Origin of the sequence: Microbacterium sp. NPDC056736, from assembly GCF_042790415.1 — a bacterium.
In the GTDB taxonomy this organism is placed as follows: Bacteria; Actinomycetota; Actinomycetes; order Actinomycetales; family Microbacteriaceae; genus Microbacterium.
Genome location: NZ_JBHTZE010000005.1, coordinates 53,713 through 72,553, shown reverse-complemented (window position 1 = coordinate 72,553; position 18,841 = coordinate 53,713). Strand labels below are relative to the sequence as shown.

At 71.4% G+C, this 18,841-nt stretch carries 12 protein-coding genes; 4 read left to right on the top strand and 8 right to left on the bottom strand.

Translation table 11 applies throughout. The features are described 5' to 3' along the window. Positions 1-110 precede the first annotated feature (110 nt). From ACFRAL_RS11520 to ACFRAL_RS11505, 4 genes are all read right to left on the bottom strand, one after another. A complete protein-coding gene (locus tag ACFRAL_RS11520) occupies positions 111-2,147 on the bottom strand; it encodes a bifunctional aldolase/short-chain dehydrogenase (protein WP_336394465.1) in 2,037 nt (678 codons plus the stop codon). A 45-nt stretch (positions 2,148-2,192) separates the two neighbouring features. Then, positions 2,193-3,098 carry an alpha/beta hydrolase fold domain-containing protein gene (locus ACFRAL_RS11515; RefSeq protein ID WP_378882942.1) on the bottom strand — a complete coding sequence of 302 codons (906 nt, stop codon included), beginning with the start codon at positions 3,096-3,098 and terminating at the stop codon, positions 2,193-2,195. A gap of 101 nt (positions 3,099-3,199) precedes the next feature. After that, the gene (gene rhaI, locus ACFRAL_RS11510) at positions 3,200-4,369 is read right to left on the bottom strand and encodes an L-rhamnose isomerase (protein ID WP_378882939.1); all 1,170 of its coding nucleotides are present in this window, start codon (positions 4,367-4,369) and stop codon (positions 3,200-3,202) included. Continuing rightward, on the bottom strand, positions 4,366-4,779 hold the full coding sequence (locus ACFRAL_RS11505) for an L-rhamnose mutarotase (protein ID WP_336394468.1): 414 nt from the start codon (positions 4,777-4,779) through the stop codon (positions 4,366-4,368). Before ACFRAL_RS11505 ends, rhaI begins: the two co-directional genes overlap by 4 nt. Positions 4,780-4,961: 182 nt before the next feature. On the opposite strand from ACFRAL_RS11505, the gene ACFRAL_RS11500 reads away from it, so the two are divergent. Then, complete coding sequence (locus ACFRAL_RS11500) at positions 4,962-5,744, top strand: nucleotidyltransferase domain-containing protein (protein ID WP_378882936.1); 783 nt, start codon at positions 4,962-4,964, stop codon at positions 5,742-5,744. A gap of 12 nt (positions 5,745-5,756) precedes the next feature. Here the strand turns inward: ACFRAL_RS11500 and ACFRAL_RS11495 are convergent, their stop codons facing one another. From ACFRAL_RS11495 to ACFRAL_RS11485, 3 genes are all read right to left on the bottom strand, one after another. After that, positions 5,757-6,671: a carbohydrate ABC transporter permease gene (locus ACFRAL_RS11495; RefSeq protein ID WP_336394470.1), complete on the bottom strand. Its 915-nt coding sequence runs from the start codon at positions 6,669-6,671 to the stop codon at positions 5,757-5,759. Beyond that, on the bottom strand, positions 6,668-7,585 hold the full coding sequence (locus ACFRAL_RS11490) for a sugar ABC transporter permease (RefSeq protein ID WP_336394471.1): 918 nt from the start codon (positions 7,583-7,585) through the stop codon (positions 6,668-6,670). The genes ACFRAL_RS11495 and ACFRAL_RS11490 overlap by 4 nt, the downstream gene beginning before the upstream one ends. A gap of 83 nt (positions 7,586-7,668) precedes the next feature. Further along, positions 7,669-8,979 carry an ABC transporter substrate-binding protein gene (locus ACFRAL_RS11485; RefSeq protein ID WP_336394472.1) on the bottom strand — a complete coding sequence of 437 codons (1,311 nt, stop codon included), beginning with the start codon at positions 8,977-8,979 and terminating at the stop codon, positions 7,669-7,671. 265 nt (positions 8,980-9,244) lie between these two features. Here ACFRAL_RS11485 and ACFRAL_RS11480 point away from each other — a divergent pair, with 265 nt between their 5' ends. The 3 genes from ACFRAL_RS11480 (at position 9,245) to ACFRAL_RS11470 (ending at position 15,935) form a co-directional block, all read left to right on the top strand. Beyond that, the gene (locus ACFRAL_RS11480) at positions 9,245-11,932 is read left to right on the top strand and encodes a family 78 glycoside hydrolase catalytic domain (protein WP_378882931.1); all 2,688 of its coding nucleotides are present in this window, start codon (positions 9,245-9,247) and stop codon (positions 11,930-11,932) included. 49 nt (positions 11,933-11,981) lie between these two features. Further along, complete coding sequence (locus tag ACFRAL_RS11475; protein ID WP_378882929.1) at positions 11,982-14,807, top strand: family 78 glycoside hydrolase catalytic domain; 2,826 nt, start codon at positions 11,982-11,984, stop codon at positions 14,805-14,807. A 120-nt stretch (positions 14,808-14,927) separates the two neighbouring features. Continuing rightward, positions 14,928-15,935 carry a LacI family DNA-binding transcriptional regulator gene (locus ACFRAL_RS11470; RefSeq protein ID WP_378882926.1) on the top strand — a complete coding sequence of 336 codons (1,008 nt, stop codon included), beginning with the start codon at positions 14,928-14,930 and terminating at the stop codon, positions 15,933-15,935. A gap of 10 nt (positions 15,936-15,945) precedes the next feature. Here the strand turns inward: ACFRAL_RS11470 and ACFRAL_RS11465 are convergent, their stop codons facing one another. Continuing rightward, entirely contained in the window at positions 15,946-18,801 is a 2,856-nt protein-coding gene (locus ACFRAL_RS11465) for an FAD-binding and (Fe-S)-binding domain-containing protein (protein WP_378882923.1), read from the bottom strand. Positions 18,802-18,841: the final 40 nt, after the last annotated feature.

Sequence of the window (18,841 nt, the reverse complement as noted above, 5' to 3'; positions counted from 1 at the left end):
AACGCCGTCGGCCGTCGAGATCGCCCGTCCTCGGCGAGCGACCACGTCCTCGGCGCCGACAGCGTGGTCGGTCGACGAGATCGCGGCATCTCGGCGCGCCCTCGCGGCGGTCATCGGAGGAACGCGGCGGCCACGCCGGAGTCGACCGGGATGTGCAGACCTGTGGTGCGCGAGAGCTCGGGACCGGTCAGCACGTAGACGGCGTCGGCGACGTTCTCGGGCACGACCTCGCGCTTGAGGATCGTGCGGTTGGCGTAGAACTGGCCGAGGTCCTCTTCCTTCACGCCGTAGGTCGCGGCGCGGTTGGCGCCCCAGCCGGAGGCGAAGATGCCCGAGCCGCGCACGACGCCGTCGGGGTTGATGCCGTTCACGCGCACGCCGTGCTCGCCGAGCTCGACCGCGAGCAGGCGCACCTGGTGGGCCTGGTCGGCCTTGGTCGCGGAGTACGCGATGTTGTTGGGGCCCGCGAAGACGGAGTTCTTCGACGAGATGTAGATCACGTCGCCGCCGAGCTTCTGCTCGATGAGGATCTTCGCCGCAGCCTTCGACACCAGGAACGAGCCCTTGGCCATCACGTCGTGCTGCAGGTCCCAGTCCTTCTCGGTGGTCTCCAGCAGCGGCTTCGACAGCGACAGCCCGGCGTTGTTGACGACGAGGTCGACGCCGCCGAACGCGAGCACGGCGGCATCGAAGGCGGCCTGGATCGCATCGGCGTCGGCGACGTTCGCGGCCACGCCGATGGCGACATCCGCGTTGCCGAGCTCGGCCGCGGCGGCCTGCGCCTTCCCGAGGTCGAGGTCGGCGATCACGACGCACGCGCCCTCGGCGGCGAGGCGGGTCGCGATGGCCTTGCCGATGCCGGATGCCGCGCCCGTGACGAGCGCGATGCGGCCCTGGTGCGTCTTGGGCTTGGGCATCCGCTGCAGCTTCGCCTCTTCGAGCGCCCAGTACTCGATGCGGAACTTCTCGGCGTCCGAGATCGGGGAGTACGTCGACAGCGCCTCGGCGCCGCGCATGACGTTGATCGCGTTGACGTAGAACTCGCCGGCGACGCGGGCGGTCTGCTTGTTGGCGCCGTACGAGAACATGCCGACGCCGGGCACCAGCACGATGAGCGGGTCGGCGCCGCGGATCGCGGGGGACTCGGCGGTGGCGTGTGCGTCGTAGTACGCCTGGTAGTCGGCGCGGTAGGCCTCGTGCAGCTCCTGCAGGCGCGCGATGGAGTCCTCCACGCTCGCGTCGGCCGGCAGGTCGAGGATGAGCGGCTTGACCTTGGTGCGCAGGAAGTGGTCGGGGCAGCTGGTGCCGAGCGCCGCCAGCTCGGGCGCGCGCTCGGAGGCGAGGAAGTCCAGCACGACGTCGGAGTCGGTGAAGTGGCCCACCATCGGCTTGTCGGTCGACGCCAGGCCGCGGATGGTCGGCGCCAGCGCGGCGGCCTTGGCGCGGCGCTCGGTCTCGGGGAGTGCCTCGAAGCCCGCGCGAACGCCGCCGAAGGGGTCGGCCTTGCCGTTGCTCGCGATGTAGGCCGCGGCGGTCTCGATGATCCACAGCGAGTTCTGCTCGGCCTCGTCGGACGTGTCGCCCCACGCGGTGATGCCGTGGCCGCCGAGGATCGTGCCGATCGCCTGCGGGTTCTTCGCCTTGATGTCGGCGATGTCCAGGCCCAGCTGGAAGCCCGGGCGACGCCACGGCACCCACACGACCTTGTCGCCGAAGATCTCGGCGGTGAGCTGCTCGCCGTCGGCCGCGGTCGCGATCGCGATGCCGGAGTCGGGGTGCAGGTGGTCCACGTGCGCGGCGTCGACGAGGCCGTGCATGGCGGTGTCGATCGAGGGCGCGGCGCCGCCCTTGCCGTGCAGGCAGTAGTCGAACGCGGCGACCATCTCGTCCTCGCGGTCGACACCGGGATAGACGTCGACCAGTGCGCGCATGCGGTCCAGACGCAGCACCGCCAGGCCCGACTCCTTCAGCGTGCCGAGGTCGCCGCCGGAGCCCTTGACCCACAGCAGCTCGACGGGCTCGCCGGTGACCGGATCGGTCTCGGTGCCCTTGGCCGACGTGTTGCCGCCGGCGTAGTTGGTGTTCTTCGGGTCGGCGCCGAGGCGATTGGACCGGGTGATGAGGTCGGTGACGGCCTGGTTGGTCATGATGCGGTTCCTTCTGCGCGTGCGGTTCGGGGGTTCGTTCGTCGGCTATGCCCGGCTCGGGGCTGATTCGGCGTGCGCCTGCGACGGCTGAACGGAGGGGGTGGAGGCGGGGGCGCCTGCCGGGAGGGCGGCGAGGCGGGCGGCGAAGCGGTCGATCGTGACGGAAGCCGCCGGCTCATGCGGCCGGTTGAGGTGGCCGTGCTCGGTGCCGAGCTCGGTGACGACGTCGACGGGGCGTCCGGCGGCGCGCAGTGACGCGGCGAACGCCTCACCCGACACGCGGAGCTCGTCGACGTCGCCGTTGACCATCAGCGTCGGCGGGAACTGCGCCAGGTCGACGGGTCGGGCGAGGCCGGGGATCGCGCCCAGCGGCGCGCGGTCGACCGGGCCGCCGAGGTAGTTCTCGTACATGCCGACGACGGCGTCGGGGCCGAACCGGTCGGCGTCCGGACGGGCATCGAGCGCCGCGCGCAGAGCCGCATCCGGCGCGGGCTGCACGGCCAGCAGGGTCGGGTACGCCAGCAGCACCAGGGCGGGCATCGCCTGCGCCCGCCGCTCGATGAGGCGCAGCGTCGCCCCCGCCGCGAGGTTGCCGCCGGCGCTCGTGCCGCCGATCGCGATGCGGTCGCGTGCGATGCGCAGCCGGTCGGCGGTCTGGACGACCCACGACCAGGCCGCGAGCATGTCGTCGGAGCCCGCGGGGTAGTGGTGCCCCGGGCGCGCGGGCTCAGTGGGCCGCCACCCCTCGGGCACCGGAGCCAGTCGGTAGTCCACCGACACCACGGTGGTGCCGCGCGCGGCGAGACTGCGCGCGACCCAGTCGGACTCGGGCATGTCGAGGTCGCCGAAGGCGAATCCGCCGCCGTGCGCCCACACCAGGCCGGAGCCGTTCGGCTCGCGCGCCGGGTATACGCGCACGAGTCCATCGGCGGCGGAGTAGGGCTCGCTCATCTGCATCCTTCGGGATCTGCTCCCGGCGTCGGCGCCGGGATCGGGTGGTGCACCGGGGGCGCGGGGATCGGCATCCCACGCCCCCGGTGGGTCTGGCGCGGTCAGGCTCCCCAGCCCGCCTGCGTGCCGCCGACGCGGTCCGCGGCGATCTGCTGCTGGTAGCCGGATGTCGCGTACGCGGCCATCGGGTCGGCGGCGAGCCCGCGCGACTCGCGCCACTGGGCGAGCGCCGGCCGCACGTCGGTGTAGAACGCGTCCATGAACACGGCGTTGGCCGCGAGGACGTCGTTCGCCTGCTGCGCCGCGGCGAGGGCGTCGCGGTCGACGAGGAGGGCGCGCGCCGTCATCTCCTGGACGTTGAGCACCGAGCGGATCTGGCCGGGGATCTTGTCCTCGACGTTGTGGCACTGGTCGAGCATGAAGGCCACGTCGGGGTTGTTCAGGCCGCCGCCGCGCACCACCTCGAAGATGATGCGGAACAGCTGGAACGGGTCGGCGGCGCCCACGATGAGGTCGTCGTCGGCGTAGAAGCGCGAGTTGAAGTCGAACGAGCCGAGCTTGCCGAGGCGCAGCAGCTGCATCACGATGAACTCGATGTTCGTCCCGGGCGCGTGGTGGCCGGTGTCGAGGCAGACCATCGCCTTGTCGCCGAGGCTTGCGACCTGTGCGTAGGAGGTGCCCCAGTCCGGAACGTCGGTGTGATAGAACGCCGGCTCGAAGAACTTGTACTCGAGCACCAGGCGCTGCTCGTCCGACAGGCGGTCGTAGATCTGCTGCAGCGAGTCCTGCAGGCGGTCCTGGCGGGCGCGCATGTCACCCTGGCCCGGGTAGTTCGAGCCTTCGGCGAGCCAGATCTTGAGGTCCCGCGACCCCGTCTCGTTCATGATGTCGATGCACTCGAGGTGGTGGTCGATCGCCTTCCGGCGGATGCGGTCGTCGTGGTGCGTGAGCGCCCCGAACTTGTAGTCCTCGTCCTGGAAGGTGTTCGAGTTGATCGTGCCGAGGCTCACGCCGAGGTCCTCGGCGTGGCGGCGCAGGTCGGCGTAGTCGTCGACCTTGTCCCACGGGATGTGCAGGGCGACGCTCGGCGCGAGCTTGGTGTAGGCGTTGACCTGGGCGGCGTCGGCGATCTTCTCGTACGGGTCGCGGGGCGTCCCGGGCGTCGTGAACACGCGGAACCGCGTGCCGGAGTTGCCGAACGCCCAGCTGGGCAGCTCGATGGCCTGGCCTTCGAGCGCGGACAGGATGTCAGGTGACAGCGTCGTCGTCATGATGCGGTGCCTTCTTCGTGGGCGGGGTCCGTCTGGAGCCTCTCGCTCGCCGCACCCCGGGCGGCGGTGAGCTGGTCGTGCAGGTTGAAGACCTCGGTGAGGGGCGTCGCCGACTGGTCGGGGCGTCCGTCGAGGCCCGTGAAGAAGCGGCCCATCTCGGCCTCCCACCGCGCGGCCACCTCGGACTGCGCCAGGTAGGCCTGGGCGGCCTCGTCGTCATCGGTCTCGTAGTAGCCGATGAGCCGGCCGCCCTCGCCGAGGAACAGTGAGTAGTTGCGCCGGCCGGCCGCCGCGATCTCCTCGAGCATCTCGGGCCACACCGGCGTGTGCCGGGCGATGTACTCGTCCAGCAGCTCCGGTCGCACCTGCAGCTGGAAGCAGACGCGCTTCGTCGCGGTCGGGCTCGTCATGAGTGTGGGGCTCCTCTGCGGTCGGCCGATCCCCTCGATGGGATCGCCCGCGGTATGAATCGTTTCAACGATAAACGTCCGAAACGTTTTCCGCAACTGGGAAAGCGCTTCCCGTCGCATGCTACGCGAGGACGCCGGATGTGTCGATAGCGTGGGGAGGGATTCGATGCGAAGGAGCACGAGTGGAGCAGCAGGAGCGGGCGCTCGCCGCCTACGTGGATTCGGTACGCGACGAGCCGGGCGTGCTCGGCGTGGTGCTCGTCGGCTCGGTGGCCCGGGGCCGGGAGCGCGAGGACTCCGACGTCGACGTGTACCTGGTGGTGGACGACGAGCGCTTCGCCGCCGAGACCGCGCGCGGCCGGTACGCCTGGGTCGAGCGACGGGATCTGGACTATCCCGGCTCGTACATCGACATCAAGCTCGTCAGCCCGACGTACCTCCAGACGGCGATCGAGCGGGCCGACGACCCCACGCGCGCGTCCTTCGTCGGCGCGCGCGTGGCGTGGAGCGAGCTGGACGGGCTGGCCGACACGGTCGCCCGCATCCCGGTGCTCCCCGACGACGTCTGGGAGGAGCGCATCCGCTCCCACGTGGCGCAGGCGCGCCTCTACGGCGGCTACTTCCTGCGCCAGGCGGTCGAGCGTGACGACGGATTCCTCCGCCGCCACGCCGGACTGCATCTCGCCCTGGCTGCGGCGCGGGCGGCGCTCGCGGCGAACCACGTGATGCTGCCCGGACCGAAGTACGTCTCGAAGCTGATGCTGACCGTCGACACGCCCGACGGCTTCGTCGAGGCGTGGAGCCGTGTCGTGGACGATCCCGACACGGACTCCGGCCGCGAGCTGCTCCGCATCCTCGATGAGTGGCTGGCGGGCGACCTCACCCCCGACGAGACGCTGTCGACCTTCATCCGCGACAACGAACTCGCCTGGCTCCGCGGGACCGTGCCCGCGGAGTTCTGGTGACACCACGCCGCATCACCCCTTGACCGCTCCGCTGGTCAAGCCTGCGACGATCTGCCGGTTGAAGAAGATGTACATGATCAGCGGCGGGATGGTGATGAGCAGGATGTCCATGAACAGCAGGTTCCACTGGCTGAGGTTCTGGCTCTGGAAGTTGTAGAGCGTCAGCTGGACCGTCGCGTTCGCGTCGCCGGGCAGGAAGTACAGCGGTCCGGTGAAGTCGTTGAACACGCGCACCGCCTGCACCACGATGATCGTCACCATGACCGGCTTCAGCAGCGGCATCACGACCGAGAAGAACAGCCGCATGGGTCCTGCGCCGTCGATGATCGCCGCCTCGTCCAGCTCGCGCGGGATCGTCGCGACGAAGGCGCGGAACAGCAGGATGCAGAACGACAGGCCGAAGGCCGCCTCGATGAGGATCATTCCGGGCATGGTCTTGAACAGGCCGATCCCCTGCAGCACCCAGATGGTGGGCACCACGGCGGGCGGGACGATGAGGCCCGCGAACACGAAGAAGTAGACGATGCCGTTCCACCGCGACTTGCGGCGCTGCAGCACGTACCCGACGGCGGCCGAGAAGATCACCATGATCGCCACGCTCACGACGGTCAGCACCGTGCTGTTCCAGAACGCGCGCAGGATGATGTAGTCCCGCGTCTGCAGCACCGTGAGGAAGTTCTCCCACAGGTACCAGCCCTCCTGCGGCAGCGTGAACTCGAAGAGCGACGCCTCCTGGGGGTTCTTCGCCGCGGTCAGGAAGATGAACGCGAACGGCACGATGAAGACGATGATCGACAGGATGATCGCGATGACGCCGACGACGTACTTGCGGAGGAACTTGCGCAGCGTCAGCGGGCGGCGGTCCTCGCGGGGCAGTCGGCGCGCAGAGCGCGAGTCCGCGGTCGTGATGGTGCGCGTGACGGTCATGATTCCACCTGCCGACGGTTGATGGCCCAGAAGATCGGCACGACGATGGCCGTGACGATGACGAAGAGCACCACGTTGCCCGCCGTCGACAGGCCGTAGAAGCCCGCCTGGTACTGCTTGTAGATGACCGACGCGATGACGTCGCTCGAGAACCCGGGACCGCCCCTGGTCATCGCCCAGATGAGCTCGAACGAGCGGAGCCCGCCGATGAGGGACAGCAGCACGACGGTGCCGGTCGCCGGGGTGACGAGGGGGAGTGTGATGTTGCGGAACACCTTCCAGGCGCCGGCGCCGTCCACGCGGGCGGCCTCGAAGTACTCCTGCGGGATCGCGACGATGCCCGCGATGTAGATGAGGGTGGCGATGCCGACGCCCTGCCAGACATCCACCAGCGCGACGGAGTAGAGCGCGAGGGACGGGTCGGTGAGCCAGGCGGGACCCTGGATGCCGAAGATCGCGAGGGTCTCGTTGATGAGCCCGTCGAACGGGTCCATGAGCACCTTGAACGTGATGCCGACGCCGATCGTCGAGACCAGCACGGGGAAGAAGATCGTCGCCCGGAGGTAGCCGCGCCCGAGGATCGAGCCGGTCAGCAGCAGGGCCAGTGCGAGCCCGAGGACCACCTTGAGCCCGGACGTGATGAAGCCGTAGATGAACGTGTTGATGAGGCTCTGGTAGAGCATCGGCTCCGTGAAGAACGTCACGAAGTTGTCGAACCCGATGAACTCGACGTCGAACAGCGACCAGCGGGTGAGGCTGAAGTAGAAGGACGCGAACGTCGGGACGGCGAACAGGACGATGAAGAGGATCCCGGCCGGCACGTAGAACCAGAGCGGGTACATGCTCCCGATCGTCCGCCGTCTGCGTGGCGGGGGAGCGGCGGTCTGCGGTGGGGCGGGTGCGAGCGTCGTCATGTCATCTCCATTGATGTGGGGAGGGGGCCGCGCCGCGGACGACGCGACCCCCGAATCGGATGCTGTTCAGATCCGCTGCCGGCTCACCAGCCTTCGAGGCCGAGCTGCTGCGCCTGCTTGACGACATCCTCGTCGTACAGGGCGGCGCCGTCCTCGGCCGTGCTGATGCCCGAGCCCACCTGGACCGTGATGTTCTCGAGGTTCGGTCCCTTGATGGGCGACAGGAACTCCAGCGCCGGGTTGGTGTTGCCCTCGTCGAAGTAGACCTGCATGTCCTTCAGCAGCCCGGGCACGTCGCCGGGAAGCTCGCAGGCGTTCGCGTAGGGTCCGCTGGGCACCATCGCGGTGTTCTGCACCTCGCAGCCGGCCTCGGTCTGGGTGAACGCGACGAACTTCTTCGCCGCCTCGAGCTTGTCGCCCTCGGTCGTCTTCGGGATGTAGATCGCGTTCGGCAGCCACACCGTGAGCTTGGTGTCGGCCGCGTCCTGGGCGGGCAGCGGGAAGACGCCGACGTCCTCGAGCTCGTCGGGGTTGTTCTGCGAGATCGTCGAGACGATGCCGGTGAGGATCGGGTAGTGCGCGCCCTCGCCGGTGGCGACCATGCGGGCGCCGTCGTCGAACAATGCCGACCCGAAGTCCTCGTTCCACCATCCGGCGTCGAAGCCGGCCTGCTGGTTCGCGAAGCCCTGGATGCCCGGCTCGTCGACGTACTTGCGGTTGCCCGCGGTGTACTCCTCGGCCCAGTCGGGGTCCTGTGCGAGGACGTTGCCGAAGTCGCCGAGCACGAAGAGCTGGCTCGTCCAGGTGTCGCCGTAGGTCTGGATGACGGGGGCGATGCCGGCCGCCTTGATCGCCTCGTTGTTCGCGGCGAACTCGTCCCACGTCGTGGGCACCTCGAGGCCGAGGTCGGCGTAGATCGCCTTGTTGTAGACCACGGCGCCGGCCTGGGTGGCGCCCCACGGCGCGCCGTAGACGCCGTTGTCGGTGGAGACCACGGCGGTCATCGTGTCGATGAGGTCGCCGGTCCAGTCCTGGTCGTCGAGCGGCACGAGGTTCTGGTCGGGGTTGAGCGCCTGGAACAGCGAGCCCGAGTTGTAGTGGAAGACGTCCTCCATCTCGCCGGTGGCGAGCTTCGTCTTCATCAGGTTGTCGCCCTCGGTGCCCGCCGGCTGCGTCTCGAGGCGCACCGAGATGTCGGGGTTCTCCTCCTCGAACGCCTCGATGAGCGCCTCGGCCGCGGCGACGTTCGCCTCGGCGTTCTGCGTCAGGTACGTGATCTCGACCGTGCCGTCCTCGGATCCGCCGCCACCGGCGCTGCACGCCGCCAACGGAACGGCCAGTGCCACGATGCCCGCGCCTGCGACGAGCACTCTCCTGGTCGGGGAGCTCTTCATCTTTACCTCCTTGTAAAGCCGAGCGGATGATCCGCCCACGCTGCCGGATTCCCTGGTGCTTCGTCGGATGGAGTCCCATGCCATCCGACATTGAAACCATTCAACTCTCGTAAGCTACGGCCCATCCGCGCCGGGGTCAACAGCGGGTTTGAAACGTTCAGTCACGATCGTGTAACGGTCTACACTTTGGTTGACATCCAACCCTGAATCGTTTCACGATGGTCCCGCGGGCCGCGACGCTGCCGCCCGCCGAAAGGATCCGGCCATGACGGCTCTTCCCCCCGCCGACGCGCTCGACGCTGCGACCCGCGTGGTCGGCCTCCGCACCCAGCACGGTGACGCCCTGCACGGGGTTCCCCGCCGCGGCCTGCGCCTCAGCTGGCGCGCCGAGACCGACGACCCCCGCGCCCGCATCCTCGGATATCAGCTCTCGCAGGGCCGGGAGGGTGCCGGGCTCGCCGCCGCGGAGCCGGTGGCCGATGCGCGGACCGTGGGCGTGCACGTGGCCGGCGAACTCGCGCCCGGGGAGCGCGCGGCCTTCGCGGTGCGCCTGGCGACGACCAACGGCTGGTCAGACTGGAGCGAGCCGCTCGTCGTCGAGGCGGGCGTGGACGGCCCCGATCTGGAGGCATCCGTCATCGGCGCCGACGGCCCGGCGGACGGCCCCGTCCCGCTGCTGCGCACGGAGTTCGCGCTCGAGCGCGTCCCGTCGGCGGCGCGGCTGCGCCTGAGCGCCCTCGGCCTCGTCGACGCCTGGATCAACGGCGTGCGCGCGACCGACGCCCACCTCACGCCGGGGTGGACGTCCTACCAGGAGCGCATCCTCGTCGACACGTTGGATGTCACCGGGCTGCTGCACGAGGGCGTCAACGTGATCGTCCTCGCCGTCGCCGACGGCTGGTACCGCGGCAGCTTCGGCTTCGCGCGGCGGCAGGCGATCTACGGCGACCGCACCGGCGCGCTCGCCCAGCTCGAGGCCGACGGTGCGATCGTCGCGAAGACGGATGCCTCGTGGCGGGCCGGTTTCGGCGCGCTGCGCAGCGCGAGCATCTACGACGGCACCGTGACCGACCTGCGCCGCCACGACCCCCGCATGCACGAGCCGGGCTACCGGGGCGACGGCTGGGTGGCGGCATCCGTCGTCGAGATCGACCCCGGCCGGTTCGAGCCTCGCTCGGCGCCGCCCGTGCGCACCGTCGCCGAGCTGCCGATGTCGGTCGCCGGGCACGACGGCCGCGCGCGGCTGGACGGCGGGCAGAACATCTCCGGCTGGGTCCGGCTGGTGGTGCGCGGCCGCGCCGGCGACGTCGTGACCGTGCGTCACGCCGAGGTGCTCGAGCCTTCGGGGGACCTGCACCTGAAGGCGCTGCGGTCGGCCAAGGCCGCCGACGTCTACACGCTCGACCGCGACGGCGAGCAGGTGCTCGAGCCGGCGTTCACGTTCCACGGGTTCCGCTACGCCGACGTCGAGGGCGCGGAGGTCGTCTCGGCGACCGCCGTCGCGATCTCGAGCGACCTCGCCGTGCGCAGCTCGTTCCAGTGCTCGCACGAGGCCCTCGACCGGTTCCACTCGAACGTGTACTGGTCGCAGCGGGACAACTTCGTCTCGGTGCCCACCGACTGCCCGCAGCGCGACGAACGGCTCGGCTGGACCGGGGACGCCCAGGCGTTCGCGGCGACGGCGAGCACGCTGCTGGACACCCAGGCGTTCTGGCTCTCGTGGCTGCGCGACCTCGAGATCGATCAGACCGACGACGGTGGCGTGCCCGCCGTCGTCCCCGACATCATCCGCCCGCAGGACATGCTGATGGGCGGCGTGCAGACGCCCAACATGGGACGGGCCGGATGGGCGGATGCCGCCACCATCGTGCCGTTCGCGGTGTACGAGTCGTACGGCTCGACCGAGGTGCTCGAGCGCCAGCGCGACAGCATGCGCCGATGGGTCGAGCACCTGCGCCGGCGGGCCGGCGACGACGTCGTGCTGGCGCCCGGCGACTTCCAGTTCGGCGACTGGCTCGATCCGGACGCGCCCGGGGACCGGCCGTGGGAGGCGAAGGTGTCGAGCGACTTCGTCTCGAACGCGTTCTACGCCCGCTCCGCCCGCCTGCTCGCGCGCGCCGAGCGGATCCTCGGCGACGAGGACGGTGCCGCCCGGTACGACGAGCTGGCCGACCGCGTCGCCGCGGCGACGTTCGAGCGCTGGGGCGAGGACGCCGTCCTCACCCAGAGCGGGGCCGCGATCGCCCTCGAGTTCCGCCTCGCGCCGGCCGCGCGTCGCCCCGAGATCGCCGCGGGGCTCGCCGAGAACGTCCGCCGCGAGCACGGCCGCATCGCGACCGGCTTCCTCGGGACGCCGCTGGTGCTGTTCGCGCTCTCGCACAGCGGGCACCTCGACGAGGCGTACACCATGGTCCTCCGCCGCGAGGCGCCGTCGTGGCTCTACCAGGTCGATCGCGGCGCGACGACGGTGTGGGAGCGGTGGGATGCGATCCTGCCCGACGGCAGCATCCACTCCGGCGCGATGGACGCCCTGCCCACCGAGGACGCGTCGGAGGCGGACACCGGCATGCTCTCGTTCAACCACTACGCGTACGGCGCGATGATCGACTGGGTGTACCGCACGGTCGCCGGCCTCGCGCCCGACGCCGACGACCCGGGCTACCGCACGGTGCACGTCGCGCCGCGGCCGGCCGACGGTCTCGACCGGGCTGCGGCGTCGATCGAGACGCCGCAGGGGCGCCTCGCCATCCGATGGCGCGTCGAGGGCGACGTCTTCGAGGCGACCCTCGAGGTGCCGTTCGGCTCCCGCGCCCTGCTGGACCTTCCGGTCACGGCCGCGTCGACCGCGACGGTGGACGACGCCCCGGCGCCGGCCGAGCTCGGCCACGGCATCCACCGCATCCGCGTCACGGCCCCGGCGATCGCGCATCCGGTCGCCGTCGTGCCCGCCTGACACCTCCCACACCGACCCCGCCCCACTGCCGACAACCCCGAGGAGTGCCATGAGCAGCCCCGTTCCCCACATCGTCATCGACGCGCCGTACCGCAGCGACGTCGTCGCGTCGCCCGCGCCCGAGATCGGCTGGCGCACCGACACCGACGCCCCAGGCTGGCTCCAGGCGTCGGCCGACGTCGAGATCACCCGCGGTGCCGAGGCGTCGCAGCACCGCATCGAGGGACGTATGTCCACGCGCGTGGCGTGGCCGTTCGCCCCGCTCGCGCCGCGCGAGGAGGCGACGCTCCGCGTGCGGGTCACCGGCGAGGACGGCGTGACGGGCCCGTGGAGCGCGCCGCGGCGCGTGTTCGCCGGCTTCCTCGGCGAGGGCGAGTGGCAGGCGACGGCGATCGGGCTGGCCTCCCCGTCGCAGACGGCGCAGCCGGTCTGCCTGCGCGCCGAGTTCGACGTCACCGGACCCGTCGCCCGCGCGACCCTGTACGCGACGGCCGTCGGGGTGTACCAGGTGGCGATCGACGGGACCGACGTCGACGACCAGGTGATGAAGCCCGGCTGGACGCCGTACCAGCACCGCACCATCCACGAGACGACCGACGTCACGGCGCTCCTCGCCGAGGGGCGCAACGCGATCGGCGTGCGGCTCGCGGGCGCGTGGGCGACCGAGCGCTACGGCTTCCGCGAGAACGCCCGGCCGCTCTACGCCGAGCAGCCCCGCTTCGCCGGTCAGCTGCTCATCGAGTACGCGGACGGGTCGTCCGAGTGGGTGACGACGGATGCCTCGTGGCAGGCGTCGACAGGGCCCATCACGGCGAGCGGCCTGTATGCCGGGGAGGACCACGACGCACGCCGCGCGCTCGTCGACGCCGACGGCCGCGGCTTCGCGCAGCCCGGCTACGACGCGTCCGCGTGGAGTCCGGCCGCAGAGCTCGAGGCGATCCGCACGCCGGAGGCGCGGGTGTCGCCGTTCGTGCGCCGGCTCGACGAGCTGACGGTGCAGGAGGTGATCACGACGCCCAGCGGCAGGACGGTGCTGGACTTCGGGCAGAACCTCGTCGGACGCCTCCGCATCCGGGTCGAGGGACCGGCGGGCACCGAGATCACGCTGCGCCACGCCGAAGTGCTCGAGCACGGCGAGCTGGGCACGCGCCCGCTGCGCGCGGCGGCGGCCACCGACCACTACACGCTGGCAGGCTCCGGCGTGGAGGAGTGGGAGCCCGAGTTCACCTTCCACGGGTTCCGCTACGCCGAGGTCGACGGCTGGCCGGGCGACTTCGACCCGTCCGCGGTGACGGCCGTGGTGATCCACAGCGACATGGAGCGCACCGGCTGGTTCGAGGCATCCCACCCCCTCGTCAACCAGCTCCACGAGAACATCGTCTGGGGCCTGCGCGGCAACTTCCTGTACCTGCCGACCGACTGCCCGCAGCGCGACGAGCGCCTGGGCTGGACGGGCGACATCCAGGTGTTCGCCCCGACCGCGTCGTTCCTCTACGACGTGCGCGGCTTCCTCGACTCGTGGCTGCGCGACCTCGCGCTGGAGCAGGTCGACGGCGTCGTGCCGTTCGTCGTGCCCAACGCGCTCGGCGCCGCGCGTCCCGCCGCCGCGTGGGGGGATGCCGCCACCATCGTGCCGTGGGTGCTCCACGAGCGCTACGCCGATGTCGCGACCGTCGAGCGCCAGTACTCCAGCATGAAGGGCTGGGCGGACGTGCTCATCGATCTCGCCGGGCCCCGGCGCCTGTGGGAGGGGATGTTCCAGTTCGGCGACTGGCTCGACCCCGATGCTCCGCCGCACCTGCCCGCCAACGCGAAGACCGACGCCGACATCGTCGCCTCGGCCTACCTCTTCCGGTCCGCGGACGCCGTCGCCCGCGCGGCGGCACTGCTCGGGAGGGATGAGGAGGCGCGTGACTACGCCCGGGTCGCCGAGGAGGTGCGCGCGGCGTTCCTCGCCGAGTACGTGACGCCGGCCGGACGCATGATGTCGGACGCCCAGACCGCGTACGCGATGGCGATCGTCTTCGAGATCGCCCCGCCCGAGCAGCACGCGCAGCTGGGCGAGCGGCTCGCCGAGCTCACGCGGCTCTCGGGCTACCGCATCGGCACCGGGTTCGTCGGCACGCCCATCATCCAGGACGCGCTCACCCGCACCGGCCACCTCGAGACGGCGCGACGCCTGCTGGTGCAGACCGAGAACCCCTCGTGGCTGTACCCGGTGACGATGGGCGCCACGACGATCTGGGAGCGCTGGGACTCGATGCTGCCGGACGGCTCCATCAACCCGGGCGAGATGACGTCGTTCAACCACTACGCGCTCGGCGCGATCGGCGACTGGCTGCACCGGGTGGTCGCAGGGCTCGCGCCGGACGCGCCCGGCTATGCGCGGATCCGCATCGAGCCGCAGCCGCTCGCGGAGTTCGACCACGCCTGGGCCGAGCACCTCACGCCGTACGGGACCGCGCGGGCCGGGTGGACGCGTGGCGACGGCGTCCTGCGCGTCGAGGCTGTCGTGCCGCCGAACACGACGGCCGCTGTCGTCCTGCCCGACGGCCGGCGACTGGAGGTGGGTGCGGGCACCCACGAGTGGGAGATGACGGATGCCGCGCCCGCCGCGCCGGCATCCCGCATCGGTCTGGACTCGACGCTCGCCGCCGTCATCGACGACCTCGAGGCGTACGAGGCGGTCGGCGGCGTGCTGGAGGCGGTGGACCCCGAGAAGGCGCACGCGTTCCGGACCCACACGCGGTGGTCCTCGCGGCGGGAGCTCGGAGAGGCGCTGTTCATGCACGCCGGTCCCGAGACGCAGCAGGAGATCGCCGAGCGCCTCGCCGCGCTGTCGGCTCAGCGCGAGAAGGCGCACGCGGATGCCTGACCCGGCGTCTGCCCGGGGGAGCCGTCCGGCGCCGCGCACGGCGTCGCGGCGGCCCCTCGGGCGCCGCTGCGCGTCGGTGCCCTACACTCGCGGACAGCAAGAGGAAGCACTGGGGGATCCATGGTGGTGAGCGTGCGCGATGTCGCGGCTGCGGCATCCGTCTCCGTCGGAACGGTCTCGAATGTGCTCAACCGTCCCGAGAAGGTCTCGCCGTCGACCGTCGAGCGGGTGACGCAGGCGATCGAGGAACTGGGCTTCGTGCGCAACGACGCCGCACGCCAGCTGCGGGCGGGACGCAGCCGCAGCATCGCGCTCATCGTGCTCGATGCGGGCAACCCGTTCTTCGCCGAGGTGGCCCGCGGCGCCGAGGACCGCGCGGCGGAGTCCGGCATGAGCGTGCTGCTGGGCAACAGCGACGAGCGCCCCGACCGCGAGGACGCCTATCTCGAGCTGTTCCGCGAGCAGCGGGTCAACGGCGTGCTCCTGACGCCGGTGCACGGTGACCTCGACCGCCTCGACCGGCTCCGCAGCGGCGGCGTCCCCGTCGTGCTCGTCGACCACGAGGATGCCGAGCGCGGGTTCGCCTCGGTGTCGGTGGACGACGTCGAGGGGGGCTACCTCGCCGTCTCGCACCTGCTGTCGACCGGACGGCGACGCGTCGCGTACATCGCCGGTCCCCTCACCATCCGTCAGGTCGCCGACCGCCTCGAGGGCGCCCGCCGTGCCATCGCCGAGGTCGAGGGCGCGACGCTGGAAGTGGTCGAGATGTCGGCGCTGACGGTGCTGCAGGGGCGCGAGGCGGGCGAGCTTCTCCGCGCGCGGCCGGCCGGGGAGCGCCCCGACGCGGTCTTCGCCGCCAACGATCTGCTCGCCGTGGGCGCGCTGCAGGCCTTCTCGCTGATGTCCGACCTCCAGGTGCCGCGCGACATCGCCCTCATCGGCTACGACGACATCGACTTCGCCTCGGCCACGGTCGTGCCGTTGAGCTCGGTGCGCCAGCCCGCCCACCTGATCGGCTACACCGCGGTGGACCTGCTCCTGAAGGAGCAGGAGGATGCCGGCGGTGCGCACGAGCGCACAGTGCGCTTCCAGCCCGAGCTCGTGGTCCGGGAGTCGACGGCGGGCTAGGTTCGCCTCGTCATCCCGCCGTCGGGCGGGTGACCTCCTCGAGCAGCTCGAGCACGTGCCGGTAGTCCGCTCCGGTCGCGCGCGTGAGGCCCAGCTCGCACGTGCGGTTGCACGACGCGTGCGCGTCCGCGTCCAGCGCGCGCACCTCGGCGGCCTCGGCGGCGGTGGCCGACGCGGTGAGCTCGGGATGCAGCATCCCGCGGTCGCCGGCGAAGCCGCAGCAACCCCATGCGTCGGGGACGACGACCTCGGCGGCCACGGCCTCCGCCACCCGGAGCAGCGCCGGGTCGAGGCCGAGCTGCGCCGAGGAGCAGGTCGGATGAAGCGCCAGCGTCCCGACCCGCGGCGTCACCGGGCCCAGGCGCGGGAGCAGCACCCGCTCGGTGAACGACACGGCGTCCTCCACGACGCCCGCGACGCCCGCGTCGGCGAGCAGGTGCACGAAGCCCTCGGTGCAGCTGGAGGCATCCGTCACGATCGTCAGCTCGCCGTCCCGGGAGGTCGCAGCGAGCTCCGTCACCACGCGCTCGGCGATCATCGCGCGACCGCCGGCGTAGCCCTTCGAGGTCCACGGGGTGCTGCAGCACAGCGCGTCGACGCGGTCGGGCACCACCAGCCGCACGCCGGCGCGTTCCGCGAGGCGACGGAAGGCCTCGGTCACGCCGATGCCGTCCCCGGCCGGCCCGAACATGGTGTTGACGCAGGCCGGGAGGAAGACCGCGACCGGGGCCGCGTCCGGCGCGCCGATCGAGGACCCGAGCCGGGAGCGGGGCGAGCCGCCCGGCGGCAGGTCGTCGGTGTACCGCGGAACGGCGTCGGCGCCGAGCACAGCGCGCGCGACGTCGGTGGCCGCGGTGACCAGTCCGCCGGGGAGCCTGTCCGCGAGGGTCAGGCCCGCGCTCGCGGCCCGCGTGGCTGCGCCCCATGAGCGGGCGGCGCCCGACCATGCCGTGCTCGCGACGCGCCCGGCGTTCTCCCGCCGCAGCCGCTTGACGAGCGATCCCGTGTTGATGAGCACGGGGCACGCAGTCTGGCACATGCCGTCCACCGCGCAGGTGTCGACCCCCGCGTAGTCGTAGTCGCGTTCCAGCTCCCGCACGAGGGCGTCGTCGCCGGATGCCTCGGCTCGGGCGATCGCTCGCCGCGTGACGATCCGCTGGCGCGGGGTGAGCGTCAGGTCCTTGCTCGGACACACCGGCTCGCAGTAGCCGCACTCGACGCAGCGATCGGCCTCGGGCTCGATCGGATCGGCCAGCTTGATGTTCCGCAGGTGCGCGTCGGGGTCGTCGTCGATGATGACACCCGGGTTGAGGATGCCGGCCGGGTCGCACAGCCGCTTCAGCTCGCGCATGACCTCGTACAGCTCGTCGCCGTACTGACGCCGCACGTACGGCGCCATCACGCGCCCGGTGCCGTGCTCTGCCTTGAGGTTGCCGCCCGCCTCGAGCACGAGGTCGACCATGTCCTCGGTGAAGGCGGTGTAACGCGACAGCTGCTCGGACGACTCGAAGCGGTCGGTGAGGAGGAAGTGGATGTTGCCGTCCTTCGCGTGCCCGAAGATGACGCTGTCGCGGTAGTCGTAGCGGTCGAAGAGCGTCTGCAGGCTCTCGCATGCGGCGGCGAGGCGCTCGACGGGCACCACCACGTCCTCCAGGAGTGCCGTGGTCCCGCTCGGGCGGGCGCCCGCCACCGACGCGTACAGCCCCTTCCGGAGCTTCCACGCGGCCGCGCGCTCCGCGGCGTCGGACGAGAAGGCGGCCGCGGCCTCGAGCGGCTGCGCCGCGAGCGCCCGCCCGCCGCGGGCGACGAGGTCGGCGAGCTCCTCGCCGTCATCCGCCTGATACTCGATCAGCAGTGCGGCCTGGTCGCGGACGGAGAGTCCCTGGATCTGCCGGGGGGCACCCGCGAGCGACTGGCCGACGCGCAGGGAGGTGGCATCCATCAGCTCGAGGGTCACGGCCCCGGTGGCGACGAGGTCGGGGAGGGCGCGCGTGGCCGCGTCGAGATCGGGGAACACGGTCAGGGCCGTCGCGATCTGCGGGCGCAGCGGCACCGTGCGGTACGTCGCCTCGGCGACGAACGCGAGCGTCCCCTCGCTGCCCACGACGAGGTGGGCGAGCAGCTGCGCGGGGGTCTCGAAGTCGAGGAAGGCGTTGACGCCGTATCCCATCGTGTTCTTCATCGCGAACTGCCTGCGGATGATCTCGACCGAGCGCGGGTTCGACACCACGCGCTCCCGCAGCCGGAGCAGCCCGTCGACGAGCGCGGGCTCCGCCGCGCGCAGCGCGGTGTCGGCGTCGGGGGCGGCGGAGTCGACCACCGTTCCCGAAGGCAGGACGAAGACGAGGGAGTCGAGCGTGCGGTAGGTGTTCTCGGTGATGCCGCACGCCATGCCGCTGGAGTTGTTGTTGACCACCCCGCCGATCGTGCACGCCAGCTCGCTGGCCGGGTCGGGCCCGAGCCGGTGGCCGTGGCGCGCGAGGCGCGCGTTGACCTGGCGCACCGTGGCGCCCGGCTGCACCCGCACGCGCCGGCCGTCGTCGAGCACGTCGATCCGCCGGAAGCGCTGCCGCACGTCGACGAGGAGCCCGTCCGTCGAGGCCTGCCCCGAGAGGCTGGTGCCGCCGGAACGGAAGGTCAGCCGCGAGCCGCTCGCGCTCGCCGCGCGCATGACGGCGCCCACCTCGGCGGCGTCGGCGGCGATGAGGACGGCCTGCGGTGTGAGGAGGAAGTGCGAGGCGTCGCTCGCGTACGCGACGCGGTCGATGGCGCGCCGGCGGATGCGTGAGGCATCCGTCACGGCGCGTATGACGGCGTCGGGCACATGGGCGCGCGGAAGCGTCGACGGGGCCGCCGTCCTTGCCATGGGAACTCCTTGCTGGACTAGACTGCAATCACATTCATGA

What these genes read in the sequence shown, in the direction of transcription:
- ACFRAL_RS11520 (WP_336394465.1), bottom strand. Translation starts at nt 2,147, where the DNA reads ATGACCAACCAGGCCGTCACCGACCTCATCACCCGGTCCAATCGCCTC.
- ACFRAL_RS11515 (WP_378882942.1), bottom strand. Translation starts at nt 3,098, where the DNA reads ATGAGCGAGCCCTACTCCGCCGCCGATGGACTCGTGCGCGTATACCCG.
- rhaI (WP_378882939.1), bottom strand. Translation starts at nt 4,369, where the DNA reads ATGACGACGACGCTGTCACCTGACATCCTGTCCGCGCTCGAAGGCCAG.
- ACFRAL_RS11505 (WP_336394468.1), bottom strand. Translation starts at nt 4,779, where the DNA reads ATGACGAGCCCGACCGCGACGAAGCGCGTCTGCTTCCAGCTGCAGGTG.
- ACFRAL_RS11495 (WP_336394470.1), bottom strand. Translation starts at nt 6,671, where the DNA reads ATGACCGTCACGCGCACCATCACGACCGCGGACTCGCGCTCTGCGCGC.
- ACFRAL_RS11490 (WP_336394471.1), bottom strand. Translation starts at nt 7,585, where the DNA reads ATGACGACGCTCGCACCCGCCCCACCGCAGACCGCCGCTCCCCCGCCA.
- ACFRAL_RS11485 (WP_336394472.1), bottom strand. Translation starts at nt 8,979, where the DNA reads ATGAAGAGCTCCCCGACCAGGAGAGTGCTCGTCGCAGGCGCGGGCATC.
- ACFRAL_RS11480 (WP_378882931.1), top strand. Translation starts at nt 9,245, where the DNA reads ATGACGGCTCTTCCCCCCGCCGACGCGCTCGACGCTGCGACCCGCGTG.
- ACFRAL_RS11475 (WP_378882929.1), top strand. Translation starts at nt 11,982, where the DNA reads ATGAGCAGCCCCGTTCCCCACATCGTCATCGACGCGCCGTACCGCAGC.
- ACFRAL_RS11470 (WP_378882926.1), top strand. Translation starts at nt 14,928, where the DNA reads ATGGTGGTGAGCGTGCGCGATGTCGCGGCTGCGGCATCCGTCTCCGTC.
- ACFRAL_RS11465 (WP_378882923.1), bottom strand. Translation starts at nt 18,801, where the DNA reads ATGGCAAGGACGGCGGCCCCGTCGACGCTTCCGCGCGCCCATGTGCCC.